Raw genomic sequence first — 19,860 nt, 5'->3', positions numbered from 1 at the left:
TTTTAAAGCAACTCGCGCTTGTGCGTGCCTTCCTTGGCGGAGGTCTGAAACTTATGCCAGCGGAAGGGCTCCACCACCTGCCCCCAGAACGATTTGGGCATGGCGGACTTGATGCCGATCTCCACCGGCGGACGGCGGTTGGTGTCATCGTAGTACGTTCCGAAGACAAGGTCCCACAGCATGAGGTTTTCGCCGTAGTTCTTGTTGCCCTCACGCAGGTCCTTGGAGTGGTGCCAGCGGTGCAGGGCGGGGGTGTTGAAGATGTAGTTCAGCCAGCCGAAGCGCATCTGAATGTTGCAGTGCGTGAGGAATCCAATGTAGGCGGTGATGGCGCCAAACCACAGCATCACGTCCTTCGGAGCGCCGGACAGCGCCAGCAGTGGCGCGGAGAAGATCATGCTCTTGAGCGTGTCCACGATGTGGAAGCGTCCCGTGTTAAAAAACCACAGTTTCTTGCTGCTGTGATGCACGGCGTGGAAATACCACAGCGGCATCCACTCGTGGGCGATGCGGTGCGCCCAGTACAGCCCGAACTCCGCGATCACCAGGCCAAGCACGACCTGAAGAAACATGGGCCAGTGGTTTGGCCACAACCCCGTGCCCTGGTCCCCGCCCACCACGTCTGCCAGGCCGATGACCGTGGCGGAGACAATGAGCAGTTGTACAAACGATTTGGTGAAGGCCGTGTGCGCAAAGTCTGGAAACTCCTGTCCGTCTGAGTGCAGCCATTCCTTTTCATGCGGAAACTTGCGTTCCAGGAAGAACAAAAGCGCGGCCAGGCTGAAGTAGGTGATGTTGAAAGCCAGCGGCCCCTGCTTGTGTGCGATGCCGATGCCAGTGGGGATCAGGGCGGCAACGAGGATCAGGGGCCAGAGGAGGTATTCAAAAATCTTGCGGAGCATGGATGTTTCTTTTCAAAGCAAGAAACGGGCTGATTTCCAGCGCGGATGTGGGGAGATGCTGTGCGGGATTTGCGCTTCATGAGGGAAGGTGGAACCTGGGCTTGAGTGGATGTTCAGGGCGTGTGAGCTGAAGCTCTCGACTACTTTGTCCCAATCTTTTTTGACTCCTGCCCGGGCTCATGACAAAGGCATGAACGATGAGCCGCCTTCTCAACATCCTCCGTGCTCGCAAGGAGGTCAAAACAGCCCACCTCATGAGCCGTGAGGATCTGCTGAAGTTTCAGGAGCAGCGCTGGCGGGCCATGGCACGCTACGCCCTGGAGGTCAGCCCCTTTTACCGCAGGCATCTGGCGGGCATCGATGTGGAGCACTGCCAGTTCACCGACATCCCTCCGCTGACGAAAGAGCTGCTGGTGGCGCATTGGGACGAGATCGTCCCCGATCCCAGACTGCGGCGGGCGGAGCTGGAAAAGTTTCTGAGCGATCCCGGGAACTGGGGCACGCTGTATCATGGGCGCTGGATGGTAAGCATGACCTCCGGCACCACTGGTGCGGCGCTGGCCATCCCCCATGATCTTGCAGCAGTGGACTGGGGCCACGCCTCGCAGAACCTGCGGAACTCCGCCTCTCCCCACAGCTCACGTCAGCCCTCGCTGTTTCGGCGCCGGCTGCGTGCGGCGGCGTTCATCACTTCCACCGCACCTTCCATCTCCGGAGCGCTGTATGCCACACGTCCCTGGGTGGGCGCGCTGTTTTGCCAGTACCATCGCATCAATGTCACCGCGCCATGGGAGGAGATTTTGGCGGAGGTGCAGCGCATCCAGCCGGATGTGATGATGGGCTACGCCTCCCTGTTTGGCAGGCTGGCGCAGGCCCAGCTCAGTGGCGAGCTAAAGCTGCACCCTTCGCCGGAGCGCGGCTGCATCTGGGCGGGCGGAGACGCCGTGACGCCCGGCATCCGCGATCTCTGCCGCCGTGCTTTTGGCATCGATCCCTTCAGCATGTACGGGTGCGGGGAGACGCTCAGCATCGCCCGCCAGTGGCGCGGCATGCGGCACCTCGTGTGCCATGATGACGTGATGGTCTTCGAGGCTGTGGACGCCGAGGACCAGCCTGTGCCCGAGGGCGTGCTCTCCGATCACGCGCTGGCCACACCACTGCTGAACAAGGCCCTGCCGCTGCTGCGCTACCGCATCAATGACCGCGTGAAAATGGGCCCTGTGGATTCAGAGTGGCCCTTCCAGACCATCACGCAGATTCACGGCCGCAGTACCATGACGTATGTGTTTCGCACGCCGGAGCGGCACGTTTTTGTGGGCACACGTTTCCTGTTTGTGATGGAGCACCGCACGGACGTGGCGGCATACCAGTTCCGCCAGACCGCCCCCGATGCCGTGGAGTGCCTGCTCATTCCCCAGCCCGGCGCCGATGAGGCACTGCTGCTGCGTGAGCTGCCCGCCGCCATGCAGCACAGCCTGCAGGAGGGCGGCTGCCCCGGCGTGCAGGTCTCGGCCCGCGTGGTGCCGCAGCTCCAGCCCGATCCGCGCACGGGCAAGGTGGAGCAAAACGTCCCCCTTCGGGACGAGACGGCCTAGAGAAAGGGCGCCATCATGGGACGGATTTATCGCCTCCCAGCCATGCGCCTCCTTGACCCATGGCAGACGCTTCGCAAAGGAGTGCCGTGATGTTCCGCACCCTGAACCTCATCCGCGCCTCCAGGCTGGCCCGCCAGGCCCAGCTCATGAGCCGCGCCGACCTCCTGAAGCTGCAGGAGCAGCGCTGGCGTGCCATGGCGCGGCACGCGCTGGAGGTCAGCCCCTTTTATCGCAGACATCTGAAGGGCATCGATGTGGAGCGCTGCCAGCTCACCGACATCCCCCCGATAACGAAGGAGCTGATGCTCGAAAACTGGGATGAGATCGTTGCAGATCCGCGCCTGCGCCGTGCCGCGCTGGATGCCTATCTCAAAGAACCAAAGAATTGGAACAGGCTTCACCATGGCCGCTGGATGGTCAGCACCACCGCTGGCACCTCCGCAGTGGTGACCCCGACGGTGCATGACGTCAATGCGGTGGACTGGATCTACGCCACCGCCAACGTGCGTCACTCCGCCTCCCCGCGCAGCAGTGCTGATGCAGCAGAGGAGCCAAGCTCTCCAGGCCTTCGCAGAAGACTCAAAGTCATCGCCTTCGTCACGGATGCATCACCCGCCATTTCGGCCATCATGTATCGCACACGGCCCCGGATAGGAGCGCTTTTTTCCCGCTACCACGCCATCAGCATCACCGCCCCGTGGCCAGAGATTTTGGCGCAGGTGCAGCGCATTCAGCCAGATGCCATGATGGGCTATGCCTCACTGCTTGGCCGACTGGCGAAGGCGCAGCTCAGTGGAGAGCTGAACATCCGCATGCCGCAGGGCAGGGGCTACCTCTCCGCAGGCGGAGACGCCACCACGCCTGGCATCCGCGACCTGTGCCGCCGTGCCTTCGGCATCGAACCTTTCAGCACCTATGGCTGCGGGGAGACGCTCGGCATCGCCCGCCAGTGGTCCGGCATGCAGCACATGCTTTGCCATGATGACCTGCTGGCCTTTGAGGCTGTTGACGCCCAGGGCCAGCCGGTGCCCGAGGGCGTGCTTTCCGACCACGCGCTGGCCACCCCGCTGATGAACAAGGCCCTGCCACTGCTGCGCTACCGCATCAATGACCGCGTGAAACTCGGCCCTGTGGACTCCGAATGGCCCTTCCGCCGCATCGAGCAGCTCATCGGCCGCAGTTCGATGAACTACACCTTCAAGACTCCCGAAATCCGCGCCTTCACAGGCATGCTGTTTCTGTTTAAAATGGATGAACGGGACGATGTGGCTGCTTATCAGTTCCGCCAAACTGCGCCGGATGCCGTGGAGGCTTTGGTCGTTCCCTCTCCAGGTGTCGATGAAGCCCGGCTCGTACGCGGTATGGAGGAGCAGATGCGCCACAGCCTGGACCAGGCTGGCTGCAACGCCGTGAAAGTCAGCGCTCGCGTCGTGCCCCAAATTCTCCCCGATCCCCGTACCGGCAAGGTGGAGCAGAATGTGCCGTTGCCGGAGGAATGAAGGAGCGCTGACACCTTCATGCTGCCCGGTTTTTCAATTTGCATGGACGGCATGGGGCAGGTGAGGACGCTCTCCAAAGCGAGCTAAAGCTCTGGACTACTTTTCATTGTCTCCACGCTTGCACTCGCATTCGCCGCGTGTTCGGATGCACTTCCCATCATCATGAAGTCTGTCATCGCCGTTTCACCTGGAGAACTCGCCATTCTCGACACCCCGCAGCCCAAGCCCGGCCCCTATCAGGCTCTGGTGCGCACCGAGTGTGCCTGCCTGTGCAACCGCACCGACTCCGAACTTCTCGGCGGCACCTTTCCTGGGATGGAGGACAAGTTTCCCTTCGCGCTCGGCCATGAGAGCGTGGGCATCGTCACCGCTGTGGGAGACAAAGTGAAGAACTTCAAAGTCGGCGACCGCGCCGTCGGCGGCCTCGTCTTTGATCTGCAAAGCGAAGGCGTCGATTCCGGCTGGGGCGGTTTTGGCGAGTACACCCTGGCCAATGATCATGACGCCATGGTGGCCGATGGCGTGGCAGATGAGGCCCACGGCTGGGTGGAGGTCTTCGAGATCCAGACCCGCGTGGATGCAGACATCCCGCCGGAGCAGGCCGTGCTGCTCTGCACCTGGCGCGAGGTGCTGGGTGCCTTCCGCGATTTCCATCTTCAGCCCGGCGATGATGTGCTCATCTATGGTGCCGGTCCTGTCGGTCTCAGCTTTGTCAAACTTGGGCGACTCTTCGGCCTCGGCTGGATCGGCATCGTCGATCGCCATGCGGACAAGCAGGCCAAGGCATTGGCCTTTGGTGCCGATGCCGCCTTCGCACCCGGCGACCTAGAGATCGGCGAACTGGCCAAGATTCGCGGCAAAAAGCTGGATGCCGTGATCGATGCCGTCGGTCACCCGGACATCCTGCAGCAGGGCCTGCCACTCCTGCGCCGCGGCGGCTCCCATTGCATCTACGGCGTGCTCACCCACGGCGTGCTGCACATCGACAAAGCGAAGGCGGATTTTAACTTCAACCTCTTCGTGCACCAGTGGCCTACCCGCCGGTATGAAAAGGAATCGCAGGCCGCTCTCTGCCAGTGGATTCGCGAAGGCCGCCTCACGTCCGCCGATTTCATCACGCATCGTTTTCCCCTGGGAGAAATCGCCGCCGCGTTCAAAGCCGTGAGCGAGCGCAAAGTCATCAAAGCCCTGCTGGAGTACGCCTGACCGACCTGAATGGCGCTGATTCTTCAAACCTGGATGCGCTGGCTGATGCGCATCATGCTGCCCTTTTCCAGATGGCGGGTGCCAGTGGTGCTTCTGCGTGGTCCGGACCGCGCCTCCGGGCGGGAAGTGCATCTGCTCGGCGCGGGCTGGGGCTACGACTTTATACGGGAGCGCTTCTTCGCTTCAGAGCCCGCCGTGGTGCGCACCGTGACGGTGCCCGTTTGGCGGCTGGAGCGCCTGCTGGGGGACTGGCGTGCGCAGGCAGCTCTCACCGTCATTGGCATCGATCGTGTCTCCTCGCGCGTTTTTTTGCGCCGGCGCTACCTTGCCGTGCCCATGTCCGTGGGCAGCTTGATGGAAGTGCCAAAGGACATGAAGGCCTTCGCACGCCAGCGCAAGAATTGTGCGGCTGACATACGCCGTGTCCGCATTCGCAAGCTGGACGCTCACTTCAGCCGGGATGAAGAAGACTTTGATCTGTTTTACGACAGATTCTACAAGCCCCACGTCTCCCGCCGCCACGGCTCTCTTGCGGTGGTGGGCGCGCGCGCGCGCATACGGCTGATTTTTAAATCAGGCATGCTGATGTGGATCACGCGAAATGGCGAACTCCTGGCAGCTAGCATCGAGATCGTCAGAGGCAAAGATTACTATCGAATGGTGAATGGTGTCATGGATGGGCGCGCAGACCTCCTTGTTGAAGGCGTGCTGTCCGCCACCTACGTTTACAGCATTGAGAAGGCTCGGGCACTGGGCTGCACGCGGATCCACATGGGTGGGAACGAACCCTCTCCGCATGACGGTGTGTTTCGCTACAAAAACAAATGGGCCACAGACATCACTCTGAATGACAGCATTCTTGGCGGCAACTGCATCCTGCTGCTGGACTGGAATCAGTTGGCGGGCCCGGTGGCAGATTTTTTCAGCCACACCTCGCTGTTTCATCATGACATGGGCGGCTTCTCCGCGCTGTGGGCTTTTCCCCACTCAGAGCCGCTGACGGCGGAAAACCTGGAGCGCCAATACAAGAGGCTCAAGACGCACGGACTGCACAGTTTCCACATACTGCTGCCCGGTGGAGTGCCGGTGGATTTCGTCTGCCCTTCGGAGGTGCATCTCATACCGTTGCCGGTGGTAAACACGGGCGGCCCAGAAGGGCTGACCTCCTATCTGCGTGGAAAAAAACGAGCATGATGGTGTCCTTCGCCAAGGCATTACTTCGCTGGGGCATGCGCCTGCTGCTGCCCTTCCTGGGTTGGCGTGTGACCGTGCGCATGATGCACGGTGTGGCACGCGGTTCCGGCCGCAAGGTCACGCTGCTGGCGGCAGGCCGGCAGCAGTGGAGCAAGTATGTCTCCCAGCGGTGGTTTGCCGAGGAGCCGGAGGTGCAAAGCATCGTTCATGTTCCCGTTTGGCGTCTGCGGAGGCATCTGCACCTCCAGCAGCCGGCGGCGGATCTCACGCTGGTGGGGCTTGATCTCATATCTGCACGCTTGTTTCTGGATTCAGACTACCTGGCCGTGCCGCCCCTTGTCTCCTGCTGGATGGCCGTCCCGCAGGATCCCCAAGTGCTCGGACGCGAGTCCTGGAAGGGAGAGTCAGACTTCCGCCGTGTGAAAAAACGGGGTTACAAAAGCCATCTCTCCCAGGTGCCGGAGGACTTCGACACCTTTTACGATCACTTCCACACCCCCTACCTTGCAGCACGCCATACGGCGAAGCTGCCCAGTGCCCCGCGCTGGATGCTGCGGCTGTCCTTTCGCTTCGGCTGGATTCTCTGGATCACGGAGGGAGGGAAGAAGATCGCTGGAGATCTTCTGGCCAGACAGGGCAGGACCCTGGTTCCCTTGGTGACGGGTGTGCTGGACGGGCGCCAGGATATTCTTCGCAGGGGAGGGCTGGCCGCCCTGTACGTACTATCCATCACACATGCCAAGGCGCTGGGCTGCACGCGCATCCTCTTGGGCGGAAGCCAGCCTGTTCTGCAGGACGGCGTGCTGCGCTACAAAAGCAAATGGCTGGACGGCCTCTCCGCCCATGACGGCCTCCTTTCCGGCAATCATTCTCTGTTCCTGCGCTGGAACCGCCTGGACGGTGCCGTGGCCGAGCTCTTTGGACACACGGCGTTCATTCACCACGAGCAAGGCGGCGGCTTCTCGGCGCTCTGGGCCTATCCAGCCCATCTCCCGGTCACTGCGGAGTCGGTACTGCGGGAGGTGCGTGCCCTGCGCATTCGTGGCCTCCACCGCCTCCGTGTCCTTCTGCCCGGCAGAATTCCTGAGGGTTTTGATGGCCTGCCAGAGTTGCGCTGCATCTCCATTGAGGAAGCTGAACGTGCTGGAGCCGGGGGCATCTGCTCACTCGGCTGAACCGTATTCGTCCGCCAAGGGCTCTTAACCTTTATTTAGTCGGATTTCGTTGCTTTGCCTCCCATGCTGTGTCCTTAGAATTGCATCCGTCGTTCTCTCCAAATCCATGATTCAACCGATTTCGTTCCACGAGCACCGCGACACCATCGCCCGCCTGCGGCGCGAGGTGTACACGAGCGGCCTGCTGCGTGACATCGACGAATTTGACGAGGTGGCCCATCATTTCGGACTCTTTAACTCCAAGGGGGAGATCACTGGGGTGGTGCGTGTGCTGCGCAGCGATGAAGTGCCCAAATTGGAGCTGCAGAGCGAGTCAGATGCGCAGGATCTCGTCTATCCCTCGGATGGTCTCATCATGGAAGTCTCCCGCGGCTGCGCCAGTAAAAGCATCACCGGCATGCCGCTGATGAAGCTGGCCGCAGCCATGCAGGACTACGCCAAGCAGCACCATGCAGCGCACGTGGTCACCAAGTCCGGCACCCGCCTTCTGCCATTGTACAAACTGCTGGGCTTTCGCGTTTTTGGCAGGCCGTTTTACTCTGACTACTTTGATGACCGCCGCACCGGGCTGATGAGCATTCCTATCATTTACGATTTCGTCAAACCAGCGCCGCCCGCCGCTGTGGAGGAGAAGGAAGAAGAAGTCATGGTCTGGTAGTGGCTGGACACTGCAGCTGTAGTGCGCAGAGCTTTTTTCCTGACACTCGTGTAGACCGGGATGGCCATCATTGACAGGATGGCCAAAACGTGGGCTGGCACCAGCATCTCGATGCGGCTGTCTTTGCCAAACAGCAGGCACATGCCCAGATAGAGAAAGACTGCCCCGGCAAACACGCCCAGACCAATCACCAACGTAGTGCCCGTGCACCAAGCCAGCAGCGCCACAGTGGTGGCCAGTCCGCAGACGAGGCACAGCGTAAACCACGGCTCCCGATCGCGCACGAGCTTGTTTGCGATCAAGACGTAGCCAAGTCCGCTCATGAGAAACAGCGGCACGCCGAGCAGGATGAGCGAAAGTTTCTTCATCGCCAGCTTTTGTATCTCACATCTGGCATTCGTGTCCATGAAATATAGAGGCTGCAGCCTACCTGGCGCCACCGGTGGAAAGGCAAACGCCCGCCCCAAGACGAGGCAGGCGTTTGCAGAAGGGGATGGAGAGCTTTTGTGAATCCGGCAGAGGATCGCACCTCCTTAGCGGAAGCTGCGGTGGCCATTCCAGCCGCCGCTGCCGGACCAGCCGCCACCGTGATAGCTGCTGTTGCTGCTGCTGCCGCTCCACTGGTGCCCGCTGCTGCCGCCACCGCTTGGAGGAGTCCAGGTGTGGGGGAAGGCGTTGCTGACCTGAGAATGGTAATTCGAAGGATGACTGTTGAAGTTAAACGGCACGGAGTGCGAAGCCTGGATCGTCGAATGCGAGTAGTTCGGCAGGCGCGGTCCTGACATCCAGTTGTTCCCATTCAGATAATGGTACTGCTGGGTGGGGCGGTGGTAGTAGGCTCCGTAGCGCGGATAGTACGAGTAATTGTACGAATTCCCGACGGGAATGAATGACGAAAGGCTCGATGGATAGCCATAGCCTCCGCCATACCCACCTCCGTATCCTCCGCCATAGCCCATATAGGGATCGCAGCTGGAGAGTGTTAACACGGCGGCGGCAAGAAACAGTCCGGCTTTGCAGGACGACAGCAGTGTGGTTGTGCTCATGCGCAACTCCACCACAACTGCCGCACTATGCAACCACTGCTCGATCGGCCTGGCACCTATCAGGAAAATCCCTGATAAGCACCTGCGCCGATTTCCTTGCCGTGCTCAATACCACCGCTGTGAACGACCGTAATCCATGCCTTGGGCAGGGAATTTTAGTCGAGATCTGCGATGCGCACCGGCTTGCCGCCCTGTTCGGCGCTCTTGTCTGAGGCGAAGATGACTTCGAAGCTGCGGAGAGCTTCGGGGAAGCTTGTCAGCGGCATGTCCTTGCCTTCGTCCAGGGCATCAAAGAAGGCCTGGAACTGCGTCTCGTAAGGGTGGTCGCTCACATCACCGGAGTCCAGCATCTTCATGGAGAGCTTGCTCCACGCGTGCTTGTCCGTGTGCAGTTTCATCGAGTGAAACTTGTCGTCCAGCAGGCTGCCCTGGCTGCCGCACAGGTGGGTGTGGAAATAGTAGGGCTGCAGGCAGTCCACCACGGCGGCGGACTTTCCTACCGCGCCATTTTTGAAGTGGATCAGCGTCACGCTGGTGGTGTCGTACTCGTAGGGCTTGAAAATGTCGCTTTTCGTCTTGGTGGAGAAACTCGTCACGCTCTCCACTTCGCCACCCATGACCATGAGCAGGGCGTCCAAGGCGTGGCAGCCGGCGGTCAGCAGCGCGCTGCCGCCGTCCTTTTTGCCAGTGTTCCAGCGGAACTGTCCGTACCAGGGGCCGATGCCGTGGTAGTAGTCCACTTCACCGTAATGCAGGCTGCCCAGCAGGCCTTCATCGATCAGCGCCTTGGTCACCTGAAACTGGTTCGAGAAACGGCACTCGAAGCACACGCAGCCCTTCACGCCATTGGCCTTGGCCGCAGCCACGATCTCGCGCACTTCCTGCAGCGAGTTTGCCATCGGCTTTTCGAGAATGATGTGTTTCTTGGCATTGGCGGCTTTCACTGCCTGGTCCCGGTGCTGGCTCGGGTAGCTGGAGATGTCCACCACATGCACGTCGGGATTGGCCAGCATTTCATCCAGGCTCTGGTAGCTCTTGATCGGCGTGCCGTGCTTCGCGCTCAGTTCGGCATCGTCCAGCTTGCGGGAGGAATAGATCGCTGTGACCTGCCCCTGCTTCGTTTTATTGATGGCGTCAATGTGCGCGCTGGCGGCCCAGCCGTATCCGATGATTCCGACGTTGTATTTCTTCATGGTGTTGAGTGCTGCCATGCTCCAAACCGGACGCATGATTGTCAATATCAATACCCGGTACGGAAGTGTCTCTTTCGTGTGTTTTTAGGCAGGGACTAATGTAGCACTGAGCTTTAGCTCGCTCAGGTCAGCGTGCGTATGCTCGAGGTCTTCCCGGAACGAGCTAAAGCTCTGGACTGCTTTCCCAAAAACAACAAAGCCGCGCTCATCACGCGGCTTTGCAGAATGGTTAAGGCTTCGGGGACTCAGACGCTTATTCAGCGGCTTCTTCCGCAGGAGCGGCTTCGCCGGCGGCGGAGACGGCCAGCTTGATGGTCGCGGTGATCTCGTGGCCGAGCTTGACGACGACTTCGAAGTTGCCGGTGCTCTTGATCGGCTTCTCCAGCACGATCATGTGGCGGTCGATCTCGATCTTGGACTCTTCGGAAAGAGCCTTGGCGATGTCGATGGTGGTGATGGAACCGAAAGCCTTGCCGCCCTGGCCTGTGGAAAGGGTAAGCTTGAGCTTCACCTTCTTCAGCTTGGACGCGATCTTTTCAGCTTCGGCCACTTCCTTGGCTTCACGCTCGGCGCGCACGGCTTTGAGGCGTTCGGTGTGGCGAAGGTTGCCCTTGGTGGCTTCATAGGCCTTGCCCTGGGGGAGCAGGAAGTTGCGCGCAAAACCGCGCTTCACGCTGACGACATCAGCTTCGGCTCCGAGGCCCTTGATTTGTTCTTTGAGAATGACTTGTGTGTTTGGCATGGCGACGTTCCTCTGGGGAAAGGGGGCGCGATACTACACGCCTCCTAAGTTCTGTCAAAGACGGATTACAGTTCTTTTAGGGGACGGAGGGATTTCCCGGCCAGTCCAACCCTTCAGACCGGAATTATCCGCCACATCCCGAAGCTTTAGATGCCCATGTTCGCCAGGGTCGTGGCCAGCCGTCCCATGAAACTCGTCGCTTCCGGATGCGCGGCCTCAAATTCCTCCACGGAAGAGAGCAGCTGTGCTTGATCTCCCTCCACCTCCGAAGACTCCACTTCGACCTCCTGCTGGACCAGTATTTCCAGCAGCCTGGCCTTCGCCGACTCAGGCAGATCGCCCGCTTCTTCCACCATTGCCTTCAGTTGCTGCAGTTGTTCGATGTTCATGCGTTCTTACTCTGACACTCGGCTGTGGCGACGACAAGGCTTTTGCGTCATGGAAAAATGAGCCGGCAGGCTTGCACGCTCAGCGTTTGCCGTCGTCCTTGGGCAGCTTCTGCCCCATCGCCGCAAAACGGGCCACCGCTTCAGTTCGGGAACTGGCGGAGAGCTTGCGGCAGGCACGCTCGATGTGGGTGCGGACCGTCGTCGTGGAGATGCCCAGACGCTCTGCCACCTCTTTGTGGCGCAGGCCCTTGATCAGCAAACCCAGCACCTCGCTTTCACGGGCCGAAAGCTCTTTTTTGTCGGCGGCATGTCCGGAAGACTTGGCCCCCGGTCCTTTGCTTCCCGAGGCTGCGGTGTCCGAGGACGTGATCTTGCACAGGGCCAGGAGTGCCGTGATGGCCGCTCTGCTGTGCGCGGAGATCACAGCATCAGCCTCCGCAGGCACTTCGAAACTCGTGCCTTCATCGGAGCGCGAAGCCCTCTGCCTCTTGCCCGGGCAGGTTTTGCACCCTTTGAGAGTGCAGCGGACATAGATCATGCAGACGCGATCTCCCAATATCTTCCGCACCATCTCGCGGTGCTTGTGCTGTGGAGTGAGGAAGGAGCATATCACCGCATTTCCTCCGGCCGCATGGGACTCCGCCAGGTAGGCGCCCCGGCGCACCTTTTCGAGCTGGTCTGCCTCGGAGGATCCCAGATCCCGGCAGAGGCCTGCGCTCAATTCACCTCCGTTCAGGTAGGTGGCCGGACAGCCGCGGGCGCGGAGGTGGGTTTGGAGTGCCTTCGCCAGTTGGGACCTGCCAGCCTCGGGTGGACCAAACAACCAATAGATTCGAGGAGGGGTGGCGGACGTCATTCAAAGGCAACCTTTAGACTTTTATAAGCCTGTTGAGTATCCATAAGCGTCCCTGCTGGCAAGCTTCAATCCAGCGACGAGCCGTCCTCATTTTGGAGGACACTATGACGCCAAGTGTACATTACGCCCTCATGTCCGGGTTGCTTGCACAGCCAGGGCGCGGGACTCGGGGTCCTTTCGGATCTTCCACGGTCACACGGCACGTCCAGCCACTGCCAGCAGGGCCAGCACGCTGACACTGTCTCGGATGCGGCCGTCGCGGGCCATCTCCACAGCTTCGCGGAGCGGGAGGCGCAGCACCTCGAGCTGCTCCGTGTCCTCCGGCTGTGCCTCGCCATGAGTCAGACCCGTTGCTACAAAGATATCGCACACCTCGTTGCTGGTAGAATTGGAAAGCTGGATGCCGCTCAGCAGGGGCTCAATGTTCGCCGCAGTGATGCCCGTCTCTTCCTTCAGTTCACGCCGGGCGGTCTCCGCTGGAGATTCTCCAGCCGGGCAGCCTCCCTCGGGGATTTCCCATTCGTAGCGCCCATGGCAGTACCGCCACTGACCCACCAGCCAGGTGTAACCTTCCGCATCGATCGGCACCACCCCGACGGCGATGTTCTTGTACTCCACCACCCCATAAATACCCGGCCCGCCCGTCGGCTTGATCACTTGATCCTCCCGCACACGGATCCACGGATTCGCGTAAGTCTCACGGGTGGAAACAGTCTGCCAGGGGTTGGGATGCTGGGGAAGGGAAGTCATGAAGGATATCGCCAAGAGGTCAAGGAACGGTCAAAGAAGTCAAGATCTGCCAGCGAAGCAAAATCGTCCTCGATCGCAGACCCCTTACTTCTTTGCTTCCTCAGTCACCGTGCTCACCACCACCCCGTCCGCCTCGATCTTGACCTTCTTGATCATCTTCAAAACGGGACCGGTCACCGCGTCATTCTGGTAAGGGCCGAGGTAGCCATACATGGCCATGCCTTTGACCATTTCCTCCAGCACCGTCTTGCCCGGCACGCGGATCGCCGCGGGTTTCGCATCCGGTCCCACCTCGGTCATTTCCAAGGCAAAATCGATCTCGCCCACCAGGTAGCGCTTGCTGCCGTCCGTGAAGCTTTTGGTGTTCATCGGCATGCTGGCATCCGTGGTGATCACCTGCTTCTCGGCGTTGAAGGATTTGATCCGCAGCATGTCCTTGTAGCTGCCGTTGGCCTCGGAGGGAGCCATCAGGATCAGGGCATTGAGATCCGCGGCTGAGAGCTTCAGTGTGGCCGGTACGCCGCCATTGGCCTTGTCGGTAAATTCCTTGAGCCTCTGCTGGAGGTCAGGCACGGGGCTGATCGCCGGCAGCTGTGCCGGAGTCTTTTGCGTAAACTCGTCGATGGCCGCGTTCATCGTGTTCAGTGTGTAGTATCCCCACCAGACTATGAAGCCAAACACCCCGATGACGGCACTCATGATGATGCAGCCGTAGCCGGAGTGGAATTCGCCAGTGGGGACTTTCTGAATCTTTTCTTCCATCCCTCATCTGAATGCAGCGCAGGCAAAGATCAAGCCGGGGTTCTGCACGCCCAAGCAAAACGCCATCCCCGCGAACAGGGATGGCGTCTGCGTAAACTAAGCTGCTGATGTATTCCGATCAGTTCGGCTGCTGCATCCGCTGCTGTTCGCGGATCTGGCGCTGGCCGTCTTCCCAGCCTTTTTTGAAGTTGGGGTCGTTAACCAAGGATGCGGCGGCGAAAACCCAGAGGCCCAAGCTGGCCACGATGCAAAGCGTCCACCAAACCATGGTGGACTTCAGCCCCAGTTCCCTGCTTTTGAGCCAGCCCCAGATGTAAAGATAGATGCTGCAAAAAAGTCCCAGAATGCCGAGACCGGCGCCTTCTTTCTTAAACAGGGCTATCAGCACCTTGATCCAGCAGATAAAGCTGACAAGGCAAATGATGCCGAAGCCTGCCAGCATGGCGATGCTGGCGCCTGCGGCGGCGGGTGGTTGTGCGAGAGGTTCCATAAGGTGGCAGTTTGGGGTGCGTTGGTTATTGTCCTGTGTGTTGAGTCTTGGAACTCACAGGCCCCTTTAGAAAGCGGCCCGAAAAATTCCCTACTTCAGGCTGATACCAGAATCCTAGCATCCGCAGCAAGCCAAAACAGAGCACTGCCACCAAAAAGATCGCAGGGAGTTTAGTGCGTCTTTCGATGCCTTCCACCGTGGCAGCCAGCGTTTCAACCCTCTCTGACGGCAGCAGAGCGGCCGCAATCACGAAAATTCCTCCGAGCAAAAAGCCGCCCGCAAAGGGATGAAACTGCCACGAAGCGCGCCACTCGCCGTGAAACAGGGCGGAAGTGGCACGCGTCAGCCCGCAGCCGGGGCAGGGCAGCCCGGTGGCCTCTGCAAAAGTGCACGGCCACAGGGGCCACTGCATCCACGCTGCAAACGACAGCAGCACGGCCACGACCAGCAGAGCACGGCACAGCCCCCGCTGCCGCATCAGCCGCGCCAGCCAGGGCTTGGTCAAAACTTTCACCAGTCGCATGCTCGTAGGGGTCTTAGTTCATTGAGGCTGAATATCTTTCTTGCCAGTCAATGCGGAAAAGCGAAAAGGATAACCACCCTTGGGTGGCGCATTGCCACCAGGTTTCAGGGGCTCCGCATCACAAGGCACCAAGGTCAGTCCCGCCTGCAACCCCTCGATGGCCGGAGCAATGACTGCATCGGAGTAACCGGCACGCTTCAGGCGCTTTCGTGCTCGGGACAGAATCTGCAGGGCCTCTTCCTGTGAACTCTGCCTCCGCGCTTGCAGAGCGAGCTGTTGGATCAGCTTGTTTCCAATCTCATCCAGGGCAGGGCGGATCGTTTTGGAGAGATCCGGCACCATCACGTAGGAGGTCAGTCCGTGGGGATGCCGCTGCAGCCACTCCTCCTGCACCACTTTGGCAGCCTCCATCTGCCCGCTGAAAAAGCGGCGCACGTTTTCGGCCTGCAACCCGGCAGCGACTCCGCGTTGCGTCATGGCAGCCAGCAGCTCAGCCTCGCGCTTCGGATCATGGATGGGCATTTTTTTCACGCTCTTGGCCAGCGCCACGTCATCCATCCAGTCCAGCCTCTGCACCATGAGCCTTGGCAGGGCCGAGCGAGATCCTCCCATTCCGGCGCAGTTTGAGAACACCAGGGCCAGCGCAAAGGCCCCCAGCAGGCGGGACGAGGAGACAAAATTCATGGGCCGTTATTAAGCGCCCTGCCGCCAAAGTAGTCCAGAGCTTTAGCTCGCTTCGGCTTCTGGGGGAGCGGTTCTTCGCTTCTAGAACCACCTAAAGCTCAGCACTCCTTCTAGCTATACGTCCCCAGCACCTGATGCACGTTCTCGATCGCCATGCTGCCCTCGCCGACGGCCGCACTGCAGCGCTTGACCGAGCCAGACCGCACATCGCCCGCGGCAAACACACCCGGCATGCTCGTCTCAAACGGATAAGGCAGGCGCCCTGCATCTTTCCACGCAGGCGCATCCGCCACGGCCTGCCCCGTTTTGATAAAGCCCTTCTCGTCCCGCCAGATCTCGGGCGGCAGCCACTCCGTGCAGGGCCTGGCTCCGATCATGGAAAACACCGCCGCCGTTTCCACCGTACGCACTTCTCCCGTCTTTGAGTTGAGGATTTCCACCGCCTTCAGCCTCTCGTCTCCCATCATCTTCCGCACCTGCGTATGATAAAGGATCTCGATGTTCGCCCTCGCCGTCACTCGGTTGGACAGGTAGCTGGACATGCTCTTCGTCAGGTCCCCGCCCCGAATAACCATGATAACCTTGCGGGCCACCTCGGACATAAACATCGCCGCCTGTCCGGCGGAGTTCCCCGCACCCACCACGATGATGGTGTTGTCCTTGCAGAATTTGGACTCCATCTTCGTTGCGGCGTAATACACGCCCATGCTCTCAAATTTCTCGCGCCCCTCGGCTTCGATCAGGTTGTACTGCGCCCCTGTGGAGAGAATGACGCATTTTGACCTCAGCACCGTCTCGCTGCCCTCGATCCGCAGTTCCGCCCCGTGCCCGCCTTCGGTAAACGAGAGCGTCAGTGCCCGCGATGGCGTGGAAAATTTCGCTCCGAACCGATGTGCCTGAAGCTGTGCGCGACTGGTCAAAGCCCCGCCGCTGATCCCGGTCGGATAGCTGAAGAAATTCTCGATCAGGGAAGACGATCCCGCCTGGCCGCCCGGCGCAAAGCTTTCCAACACCACGGTCTCCAACCCCTCCGAGGCCGCATTCACCGCTGCCGCCAGCCCGGCCGGACCCGCGCCGACAATCGCCAGATCGCACAGCAACTCCGGATCCTGCTCCGTCGAAAGCGGCCGCAGCAGCCCTGCGATGCGGGCCACGTCCAAGATCGTCGGATCAGGCGTGATCGAGCCATCACTCGCGATCAACACCGGCAGCCCTTCCGGCGTGAGCCCATGCAGCTCACAGATCGCCAACCCCTCGGCGGTGGTGGCATCGATGAGGCGATGCACCACATGATTCTTGTCCAGGAAATCGTCGATGCGATGCCCATGGCTGCAACGCGGACTCGCCAGGATGCGCAGCCCCGCGAATTCCTTGTCCCGCAGAAGGCGCTCCCTCCGCATCATGAAGGCCTGTACGAGCGGCTCGCCCACGCCGGGGAGTTCCGCCAGCGCCCACCTCAGCTTTTCCGCAGGCACCAGCAGCACCTCGGACACCTCCGCCTTGCCCCGATAACTGGCGATCGCCGAAGTGCCCGTGAGCATGGAAACCTCCCCGAGAAAATCCCGCGGTCCGGGGTTCGCCAAGATCTGCTCCACTCCGTCACGAAGCTCATAGACCTCCAGCTCCCCGCTGATCACCAGGGCCATGGGAAACTCCCGCTGCCCCGCCTTCACCACGATCTCCCCCGCACGGACTTGGTGCCTCGTCCCCAGCGACTCCAGCTGCGCCAGCTGATGGTCATCCAACTTCGGAAACGCAATGCTCTCCGTGTCGCGATAAAAGAGCTCGTCCTTTTCTTCGGCAGTCATGGGGTGAATCCTTCTGGGCAGCGCAAGGTAGTCAAGAGCTTTAGCTCGTTCTGGCTTCTGAGGGTGCGCGGCGTTTCCCAGAACGAGCTAAAGCTCATGACTACTTTTCCCATAGTCCCCCGCTTGCACGGACCCAGATAGGCGCTCTCTTCGTTATCCTTTCACCTTGAACCCCGTTACCCCCCAGAAAATCCTCGTGGCCATGTCCGGTGGCGTGGACAGCAGCGTCGCCGCCGCCGAGCTCGTGCGCGCCGGCCACGACGTTTCCGGTGTGTACATGAAAAACTGGATCAACGAGGAGAACATCATCGGCCACTGCCCCTGGGAGGAGGACATCACCGATGCCGAAGCCGTGGCAAAGCAGCTCGGCATCCCGTTCCGCGTGGTCAATCTCATGACCGAATACCGCGAAAAGGTTGTGAAGTACCTGCTCGAAGGCTACCAGGCCGGCATCACCCCCAACCCCGATGTGATGTGCAACCGAGAGATGAAATTCGGCGTCCTCTGGGACTGGGCCCAGGAGCATGGATTCGAGGCCATCGCGACGGGGCATTATGCACGAAAGGAGGACGGGCACGTCCTGCGTGGTGCTGACCCCAACAAAGACCAGACCTACTTCCTCGCCATGATGCAGCCGCATCAGGTCCGCATCGCCCAGTTTCCCATCGGGCATTTGCTCAAGCCTGAGCTGCGGGAAAAGGCGCGCGAGTTTGGATTGAAAACAGCTGAGAAAAAGGACAGCCAGGGCATCTGCTTCATTGGTCAGGTGAAGATGGAGGATTTCCTCCGTACCTTCGTGCCTGACAATCCCGGCCCCATCGTGAATCTGGAGGGGAAGGTGATGGGCGAGCACCGCGGCCTTCACCTCTACACCCTGGGCCAGCGCAAGGGCCACGGCGTGGCCAGCCCCATCCACAAGCAGGCCTACGTCGTGGTGGCCAAACGTCCGGCCACCAACGAACTCGTCGTCGCCATTGAAAACCCGGACACCCCGCTGCTCTGGGCACGCAGGGCCACCCTGTATTCCATCTCCACCACAGGCGCTCCTTTGACGGAGGAACGTCTGCTGCAAGCCCAGCCCCGCTACCGCTGCCCGGCAGGAGACGCCACCTTCAAGCCTCTCGGCGGCGGCCGTGCAGAATTGGAATACACCCAGCCCCAGCGTGCCCTCACGCCTGGCCAGATCTGCGCCCTCTACGATGGCGAGCGGCTCCTCGGCGGCGCGGTGTTTGAGACGGTGCAAAGCAGTTAAGAGCTTCAGCTCGTCCCGGAGAGCCCCGCACCTTCCCGAACGAAGCTAAAGCTCGGAACTGCTTTCCCTACCGGTCTCCCCGCGCCTGCGTCTCGACTTCTGTTAGGTGGTTCTGAATCTCCTGAGGCTTCAAACCGTCCGCCGCCAGGATGGAGTGATACAGTTCTTTGACCCGGTCATAGTAAAAGAAACGGATGCGATTGCTCTCTCCTCCTGCCGCCAGTCGCGTCAGGCAGAGTCGTCCCGTCAGCCGCGCCTTGTCCATCTGCTTGCTGTCGCGGAAAAATTCCGCCTGGCGCCGCAGCAGGGAAGTTGCATTGGAGAGCTTGAGAGCGTCGCTGTTTCGCACAATGGCAAAGGCCTTGTCCATCAGCTCGGCGGCTTCAGTCTTCTTCCGGACCACGTGGAGGCAGTAGGCCAGATGGGTCATGAAAAAGCAGACATCTGTATGCTCCTGGCCCAGGCAGGTCTGTGCCGCTGCCAGTGCCTGCCGGTGGTGGCTTTCCGCCTCTTCCATTCGGCCCAGCAGCATCAGCAGATCGGCCAGCCGAGTGCGGGCGCCGGCAGAGAAAAAACTGTCATCTCCGTGTTTTTCCACCAGGCTTGCCAGATTCCGGGCATACACCGGCTCGGCTTCAGTCAGTCGCCCATTGTTCTTGAGAAGGAAGGCCAGATGGGACAAAGCCTCGCTGGTGATGGGGTCTTCTTCTCCGAGGGAGACTTCGCACTCCGTCACCATCTCCCGGGCACGAACCACGGCCTCGGCACTTTTGCCCAGCAAGTTGAGCGTGTGACACACTTGGTACTGCGCGGTCAGCCAGCAGATCGGCGTGGCGTCGATCCGGGCTTCCGACACCGCATTTTCAAACTGCGCAAGAGCACCCGCATAGTCCTTGGCTTCCAGCGCTCGCAGACCCAGGGAAAAGGCGGTTGCCTTTGGAGGCTTTTCTTCCTGGCTCAAGCCTGGCAGTGTGGTCAGGCGCGCCTCAAGATCACTTTCCGCCCCCTCAGCCCTCCCCAGCAGCAATGCCAGGGAAACTGCGGCCAGCAAGATTTTGATATCCCTGTTGTTCCAGAATGGCATTTTAAGGTGTTGAGTGACCAGTCTAAGCTCTTGAGCCCCGTTAAAGATATGA

General features: G+C 60.4%; 21 protein-coding genes. 7 read left to right on the top strand and 14 right to left on the bottom strand.

Going from position 1 to position 19,860, the window contains the following annotated elements:
* Positions 1-2 precede the first annotated feature (2 nt).
* Positions 3-902 carry a sterol desaturase family protein gene (locus ACILSR_RS26805; protein WP_395752891.1) on the bottom strand — a complete coding sequence of 300 codons (900 nt, stop codon included), beginning with the start codon at positions 900-902 and terminating at the stop codon, positions 3-5.
* A 197-nt stretch (positions 903-1,099) separates the two neighbouring features.
* Between ACILSR_RS26805 and ACILSR_RS26800 the strand changes: the two genes are divergently transcribed.
* The 6 genes from ACILSR_RS26800 (at position 1,100) to ACILSR_RS26775 (ending at position 8,229) form a co-directional block, all read left to right on the top strand.
* Positions 1,100-2,497: a hypothetical protein gene (locus ACILSR_RS26800; RefSeq protein WP_395752890.1), complete on the top strand. Its 1,398-nt coding sequence runs from the start codon at positions 1,100-1,102 to the stop codon at positions 2,495-2,497.
* A 59-nt stretch (positions 2,498-2,556) separates the two neighbouring features.
* Positions 2,557-3,996, top strand: coding sequence for a hypothetical protein (locus ACILSR_RS26795; protein ID WP_395752889.1), 1,440 nt, complete (start codon positions 2,557-2,559; stop codon positions 3,994-3,996).
* Positions 3,997-4,158: 162 nt separating this feature from the next.
* The gene (locus tag ACILSR_RS26790; protein WP_395752888.1) at positions 4,159-5,202 is read left to right on the top strand and encodes a zinc-binding dehydrogenase; all 1,044 of its coding nucleotides are present in this window, start codon (positions 4,159-4,161) and stop codon (positions 5,200-5,202) included.
* 9 nt (positions 5,203-5,211) lie between these two features.
* The gene (locus ACILSR_RS26785; RefSeq protein ID WP_395752887.1) at positions 5,212-6,396 is read left to right on the top strand and encodes a hypothetical protein; all 1,185 of its coding nucleotides are present in this window, start codon (positions 5,212-5,214) and stop codon (positions 6,394-6,396) included.
* On the top strand, positions 6,393-7,571 hold the full coding sequence (locus tag ACILSR_RS26780) for a hypothetical protein (protein ID WP_395752886.1): 1,179 nt from the start codon (positions 6,393-6,395) through the stop codon (positions 7,569-7,571). Before ACILSR_RS26785 ends, ACILSR_RS26780 begins: the two co-directional genes overlap by 4 nt.
* A 106-nt stretch (positions 7,572-7,677) precedes the next feature.
* Positions 7,678-8,229 (top strand): GNAT family N-acyltransferase, encoded by a 552-nt coding sequence (locus ACILSR_RS26775; RefSeq protein WP_395752885.1) that lies wholly within the window; start codon positions 7,678-7,680, stop codon positions 8,227-8,229.
* Here the strand turns inward: ACILSR_RS26775 and ACILSR_RS26770 are convergent.
* From ACILSR_RS26770 to ACILSR_RS26715, 12 genes are all read right to left on the bottom strand, one after another.
* Positions 8,160-8,636 (bottom strand): hypothetical protein, encoded by a 477-nt coding sequence (locus tag ACILSR_RS26770; RefSeq protein WP_395752884.1) that lies wholly within the window; start codon positions 8,634-8,636, stop codon positions 8,160-8,162. The genes ACILSR_RS26775 and ACILSR_RS26770 overlap by 70 nt on opposite strands.
* Before the next feature lie 126 nt (positions 8,637-8,762).
* The gene (locus tag ACILSR_RS26765) at positions 8,763-9,275 is read right to left on the bottom strand and encodes a hypothetical protein (protein ID WP_395752883.1); all 513 of its coding nucleotides are present in this window, start codon (positions 9,273-9,275) and stop codon (positions 8,763-8,765) included.
* Between the two features lie 155 nt (positions 9,276-9,430).
* Positions 9,431-10,468 (bottom strand): Gfo/Idh/MocA family protein, encoded by a 1,038-nt coding sequence (locus ACILSR_RS26760; protein WP_395752882.1) that lies wholly within the window; start codon positions 10,466-10,468, stop codon positions 9,431-9,433.
* A gap of 253 nt (positions 10,469-10,721) precedes the next feature.
* Positions 10,722-11,210 carry a 50S ribosomal protein L9 gene (gene rplI, locus ACILSR_RS26755; protein WP_395752881.1) on the bottom strand — a complete coding sequence of 163 codons (489 nt, stop codon included), beginning with the start codon at positions 11,208-11,210 and terminating at the stop codon, positions 10,722-10,724.
* Positions 11,211-11,356: 146 nt separating this feature from the next.
* Positions 11,357-11,599, bottom strand: coding sequence for a DUF4404 family protein (locus ACILSR_RS26750; protein ID WP_395752880.1), 243 nt, complete (start codon positions 11,597-11,599; stop codon positions 11,357-11,359).
* A gap of 79 nt (positions 11,600-11,678) precedes the next feature.
* Positions 11,679-12,455, bottom strand: a complete 777-nt coding sequence (locus ACILSR_RS26745) for an adenylyl-sulfate kinase (protein ID WP_395752879.1) — start codon at positions 12,453-12,455, stop codon at positions 11,679-11,681.
* Positions 12,456-12,647: 192 nt separating this feature from the next.
* Positions 12,648-13,205 carry an NUDIX domain-containing protein gene (locus ACILSR_RS26740; protein WP_395752878.1) on the bottom strand — a complete coding sequence of 186 codons (558 nt, stop codon included), beginning with the start codon at positions 13,203-13,205 and terminating at the stop codon, positions 12,648-12,650.
* An 84-nt stretch (positions 13,206-13,289) separates the two neighbouring features.
* Complete coding sequence (locus ACILSR_RS26735) at positions 13,290-13,967, bottom strand: hypothetical protein (RefSeq protein WP_395752877.1); 678 nt, start codon at positions 13,965-13,967, stop codon at positions 13,290-13,292.
* Positions 13,968-14,085: 118 nt separating this feature from the next.
* The gene (locus ACILSR_RS26730) at positions 14,086-14,457 is read right to left on the bottom strand and encodes a hypothetical protein (protein WP_395752876.1); all 372 of its coding nucleotides are present in this window, start codon (positions 14,455-14,457) and stop codon (positions 14,086-14,088) included.
* Positions 14,458-14,482: 25 nt separating this feature from the next.
* Positions 14,483-14,899, bottom strand: a complete 417-nt coding sequence (locus tag ACILSR_RS26725; protein ID WP_395752875.1) for a DUF2752 domain-containing protein — start codon at positions 14,897-14,899, stop codon at positions 14,483-14,485.
* 99 nt (positions 14,900-14,998) lie between these two features.
* Positions 14,999-15,664 (bottom strand): gamma subclass chorismate mutase AroQ, encoded by a 666-nt coding sequence (aroQ, locus tag ACILSR_RS26720; protein ID WP_395752874.1) that lies wholly within the window; start codon positions 15,662-15,664, stop codon positions 14,999-15,001.
* 110 nt (positions 15,665-15,774) lie between these two features.
* On the bottom strand, positions 15,775-17,472 hold the full coding sequence (locus ACILSR_RS26715) for an FAD-dependent oxidoreductase (protein ID WP_395752873.1): 1,698 nt from the start codon (positions 17,470-17,472) through the stop codon (positions 15,775-15,777).
* A gap of 166 nt (positions 17,473-17,638) precedes the next feature.
* Between ACILSR_RS26715 and mnmA the strand changes: the two genes are divergently transcribed.
* Complete coding sequence (gene mnmA, locus ACILSR_RS26710) at positions 17,639-18,724, top strand: tRNA 2-thiouridine(34) synthase MnmA (RefSeq protein WP_395752872.1); 1,086 nt, start codon at positions 17,639-17,641, stop codon at positions 18,722-18,724.
* A gap of 67 nt (positions 18,725-18,791) precedes the next feature.
* Here the strand turns inward: mnmA and ACILSR_RS26705 are convergent, their stop codons facing one another.
* Entirely contained in the window at positions 18,792-19,775 is a 984-nt protein-coding gene (locus tag ACILSR_RS26705) for a tetratricopeptide repeat protein (RefSeq protein WP_395752871.1), read from the bottom strand.
* Positions 19,776-19,860 lie beyond the last annotated feature (85 nt).

Source organism: Prosthecobacter sp. (assembly GCF_044222565.1).
Taxonomy (GTDB): Bacteria; Verrucomicrobiota; Verrucomicrobiia; order Verrucomicrobiales; family Verrucomicrobiaceae; genus Prosthecobacter.
The sequence above is the reverse complement of the archived record's forward strand: the minus strand, read 5'-3'. Positions and strand labels throughout refer to the sequence as shown.

Bases quoted from the DNA above. Each gene is read 5' to 3' on its own strand.
- ACILSR_RS26805 (WP_395752891.1), bottom strand. From the start codon at position 902: ATGCTCCGCAAGATTTTTGAATACCTCCTCTGGCCCCTGATCCTCGTT.
- ACILSR_RS26800 (WP_395752890.1), top strand. From the start codon at position 1,100: ATGAGCCGCCTTCTCAACATCCTCCGTGCTCGCAAGGAGGTCAAAACA.
- ACILSR_RS26795 (WP_395752889.1), top strand. From the start codon at position 2,557: ATGGCAGACGCTTCGCAAAGGAGTGCCGTGATGTTCCGCACCCTGAAC.
- ACILSR_RS26790 (WP_395752888.1), top strand. From the start codon at position 4,159: ATGAAGTCTGTCATCGCCGTTTCACCTGGAGAACTCGCCATTCTCGAC.
- ACILSR_RS26785 (WP_395752887.1), top strand. From the start codon at position 5,212: ATGGCGCTGATTCTTCAAACCTGGATGCGCTGGCTGATGCGCATCATG.
- ACILSR_RS26780 (WP_395752886.1), top strand. From the start codon at position 6,393: ATGATGGTGTCCTTCGCCAAGGCATTACTTCGCTGGGGCATGCGCCTG.
- ACILSR_RS26775 (WP_395752885.1), top strand. From the start codon at position 7,678: ATGATTCAACCGATTTCGTTCCACGAGCACCGCGACACCATCGCCCGC.
- ACILSR_RS26770 (WP_395752884.1), bottom strand. From the start codon at position 8,636: ATGGACACGAATGCCAGATGTGAGATACAAAAGCTGGCGATGAAGAAA.
- ACILSR_RS26765 (WP_395752883.1), bottom strand. From the start codon at position 9,275: ATGAGCACAACCACACTGCTGTCGTCCTGCAAAGCCGGACTGTTTCTT.
- ACILSR_RS26760 (WP_395752882.1), bottom strand. From the start codon at position 10,468: ATGAAGAAATACAACGTCGGAATCATCGGATACGGCTGGGCCGCCAGC.
- rplI (WP_395752881.1), bottom strand. From the start codon at position 11,210: ATGCCAAACACACAAGTCATTCTCAAAGAACAAATCAAGGGCCTCGGA.
- ACILSR_RS26750 (WP_395752880.1), bottom strand. From the start codon at position 11,599: ATGAACATCGAACAACTGCAGCAACTGAAGGCAATGGTGGAAGAAGCG.
- ACILSR_RS26745 (WP_395752879.1), bottom strand. From the start codon at position 12,455: ATGACGTCCGCCACCCCTCCTCGAATCTATTGGTTGTTTGGTCCACCC.
- ACILSR_RS26740 (WP_395752878.1), bottom strand. From the start codon at position 13,205: ATGACTTCCCTTCCCCAGCATCCCAACCCCTGGCAGACTGTTTCCACC.
- ACILSR_RS26735 (WP_395752877.1), bottom strand. From the start codon at position 13,967: ATGGAAGAAAAGATTCAGAAAGTCCCCACTGGCGAATTCCACTCCGGC.
- ACILSR_RS26730 (WP_395752876.1), bottom strand. From the start codon at position 14,457: ATGGAACCTCTCGCACAACCACCCGCCGCCGCAGGCGCCAGCATCGCC.
- aroQ (WP_395752874.1), bottom strand. From the start codon at position 15,664: ATGAATTTTGTCTCCTCGTCCCGCCTGCTGGGGGCCTTTGCGCTGGCC.
- ACILSR_RS26715 (WP_395752873.1), bottom strand. From the start codon at position 17,472: ATGACTGCCGAAGAAAAGGACGAGCTCTTTTATCGCGACACGGAGAGC.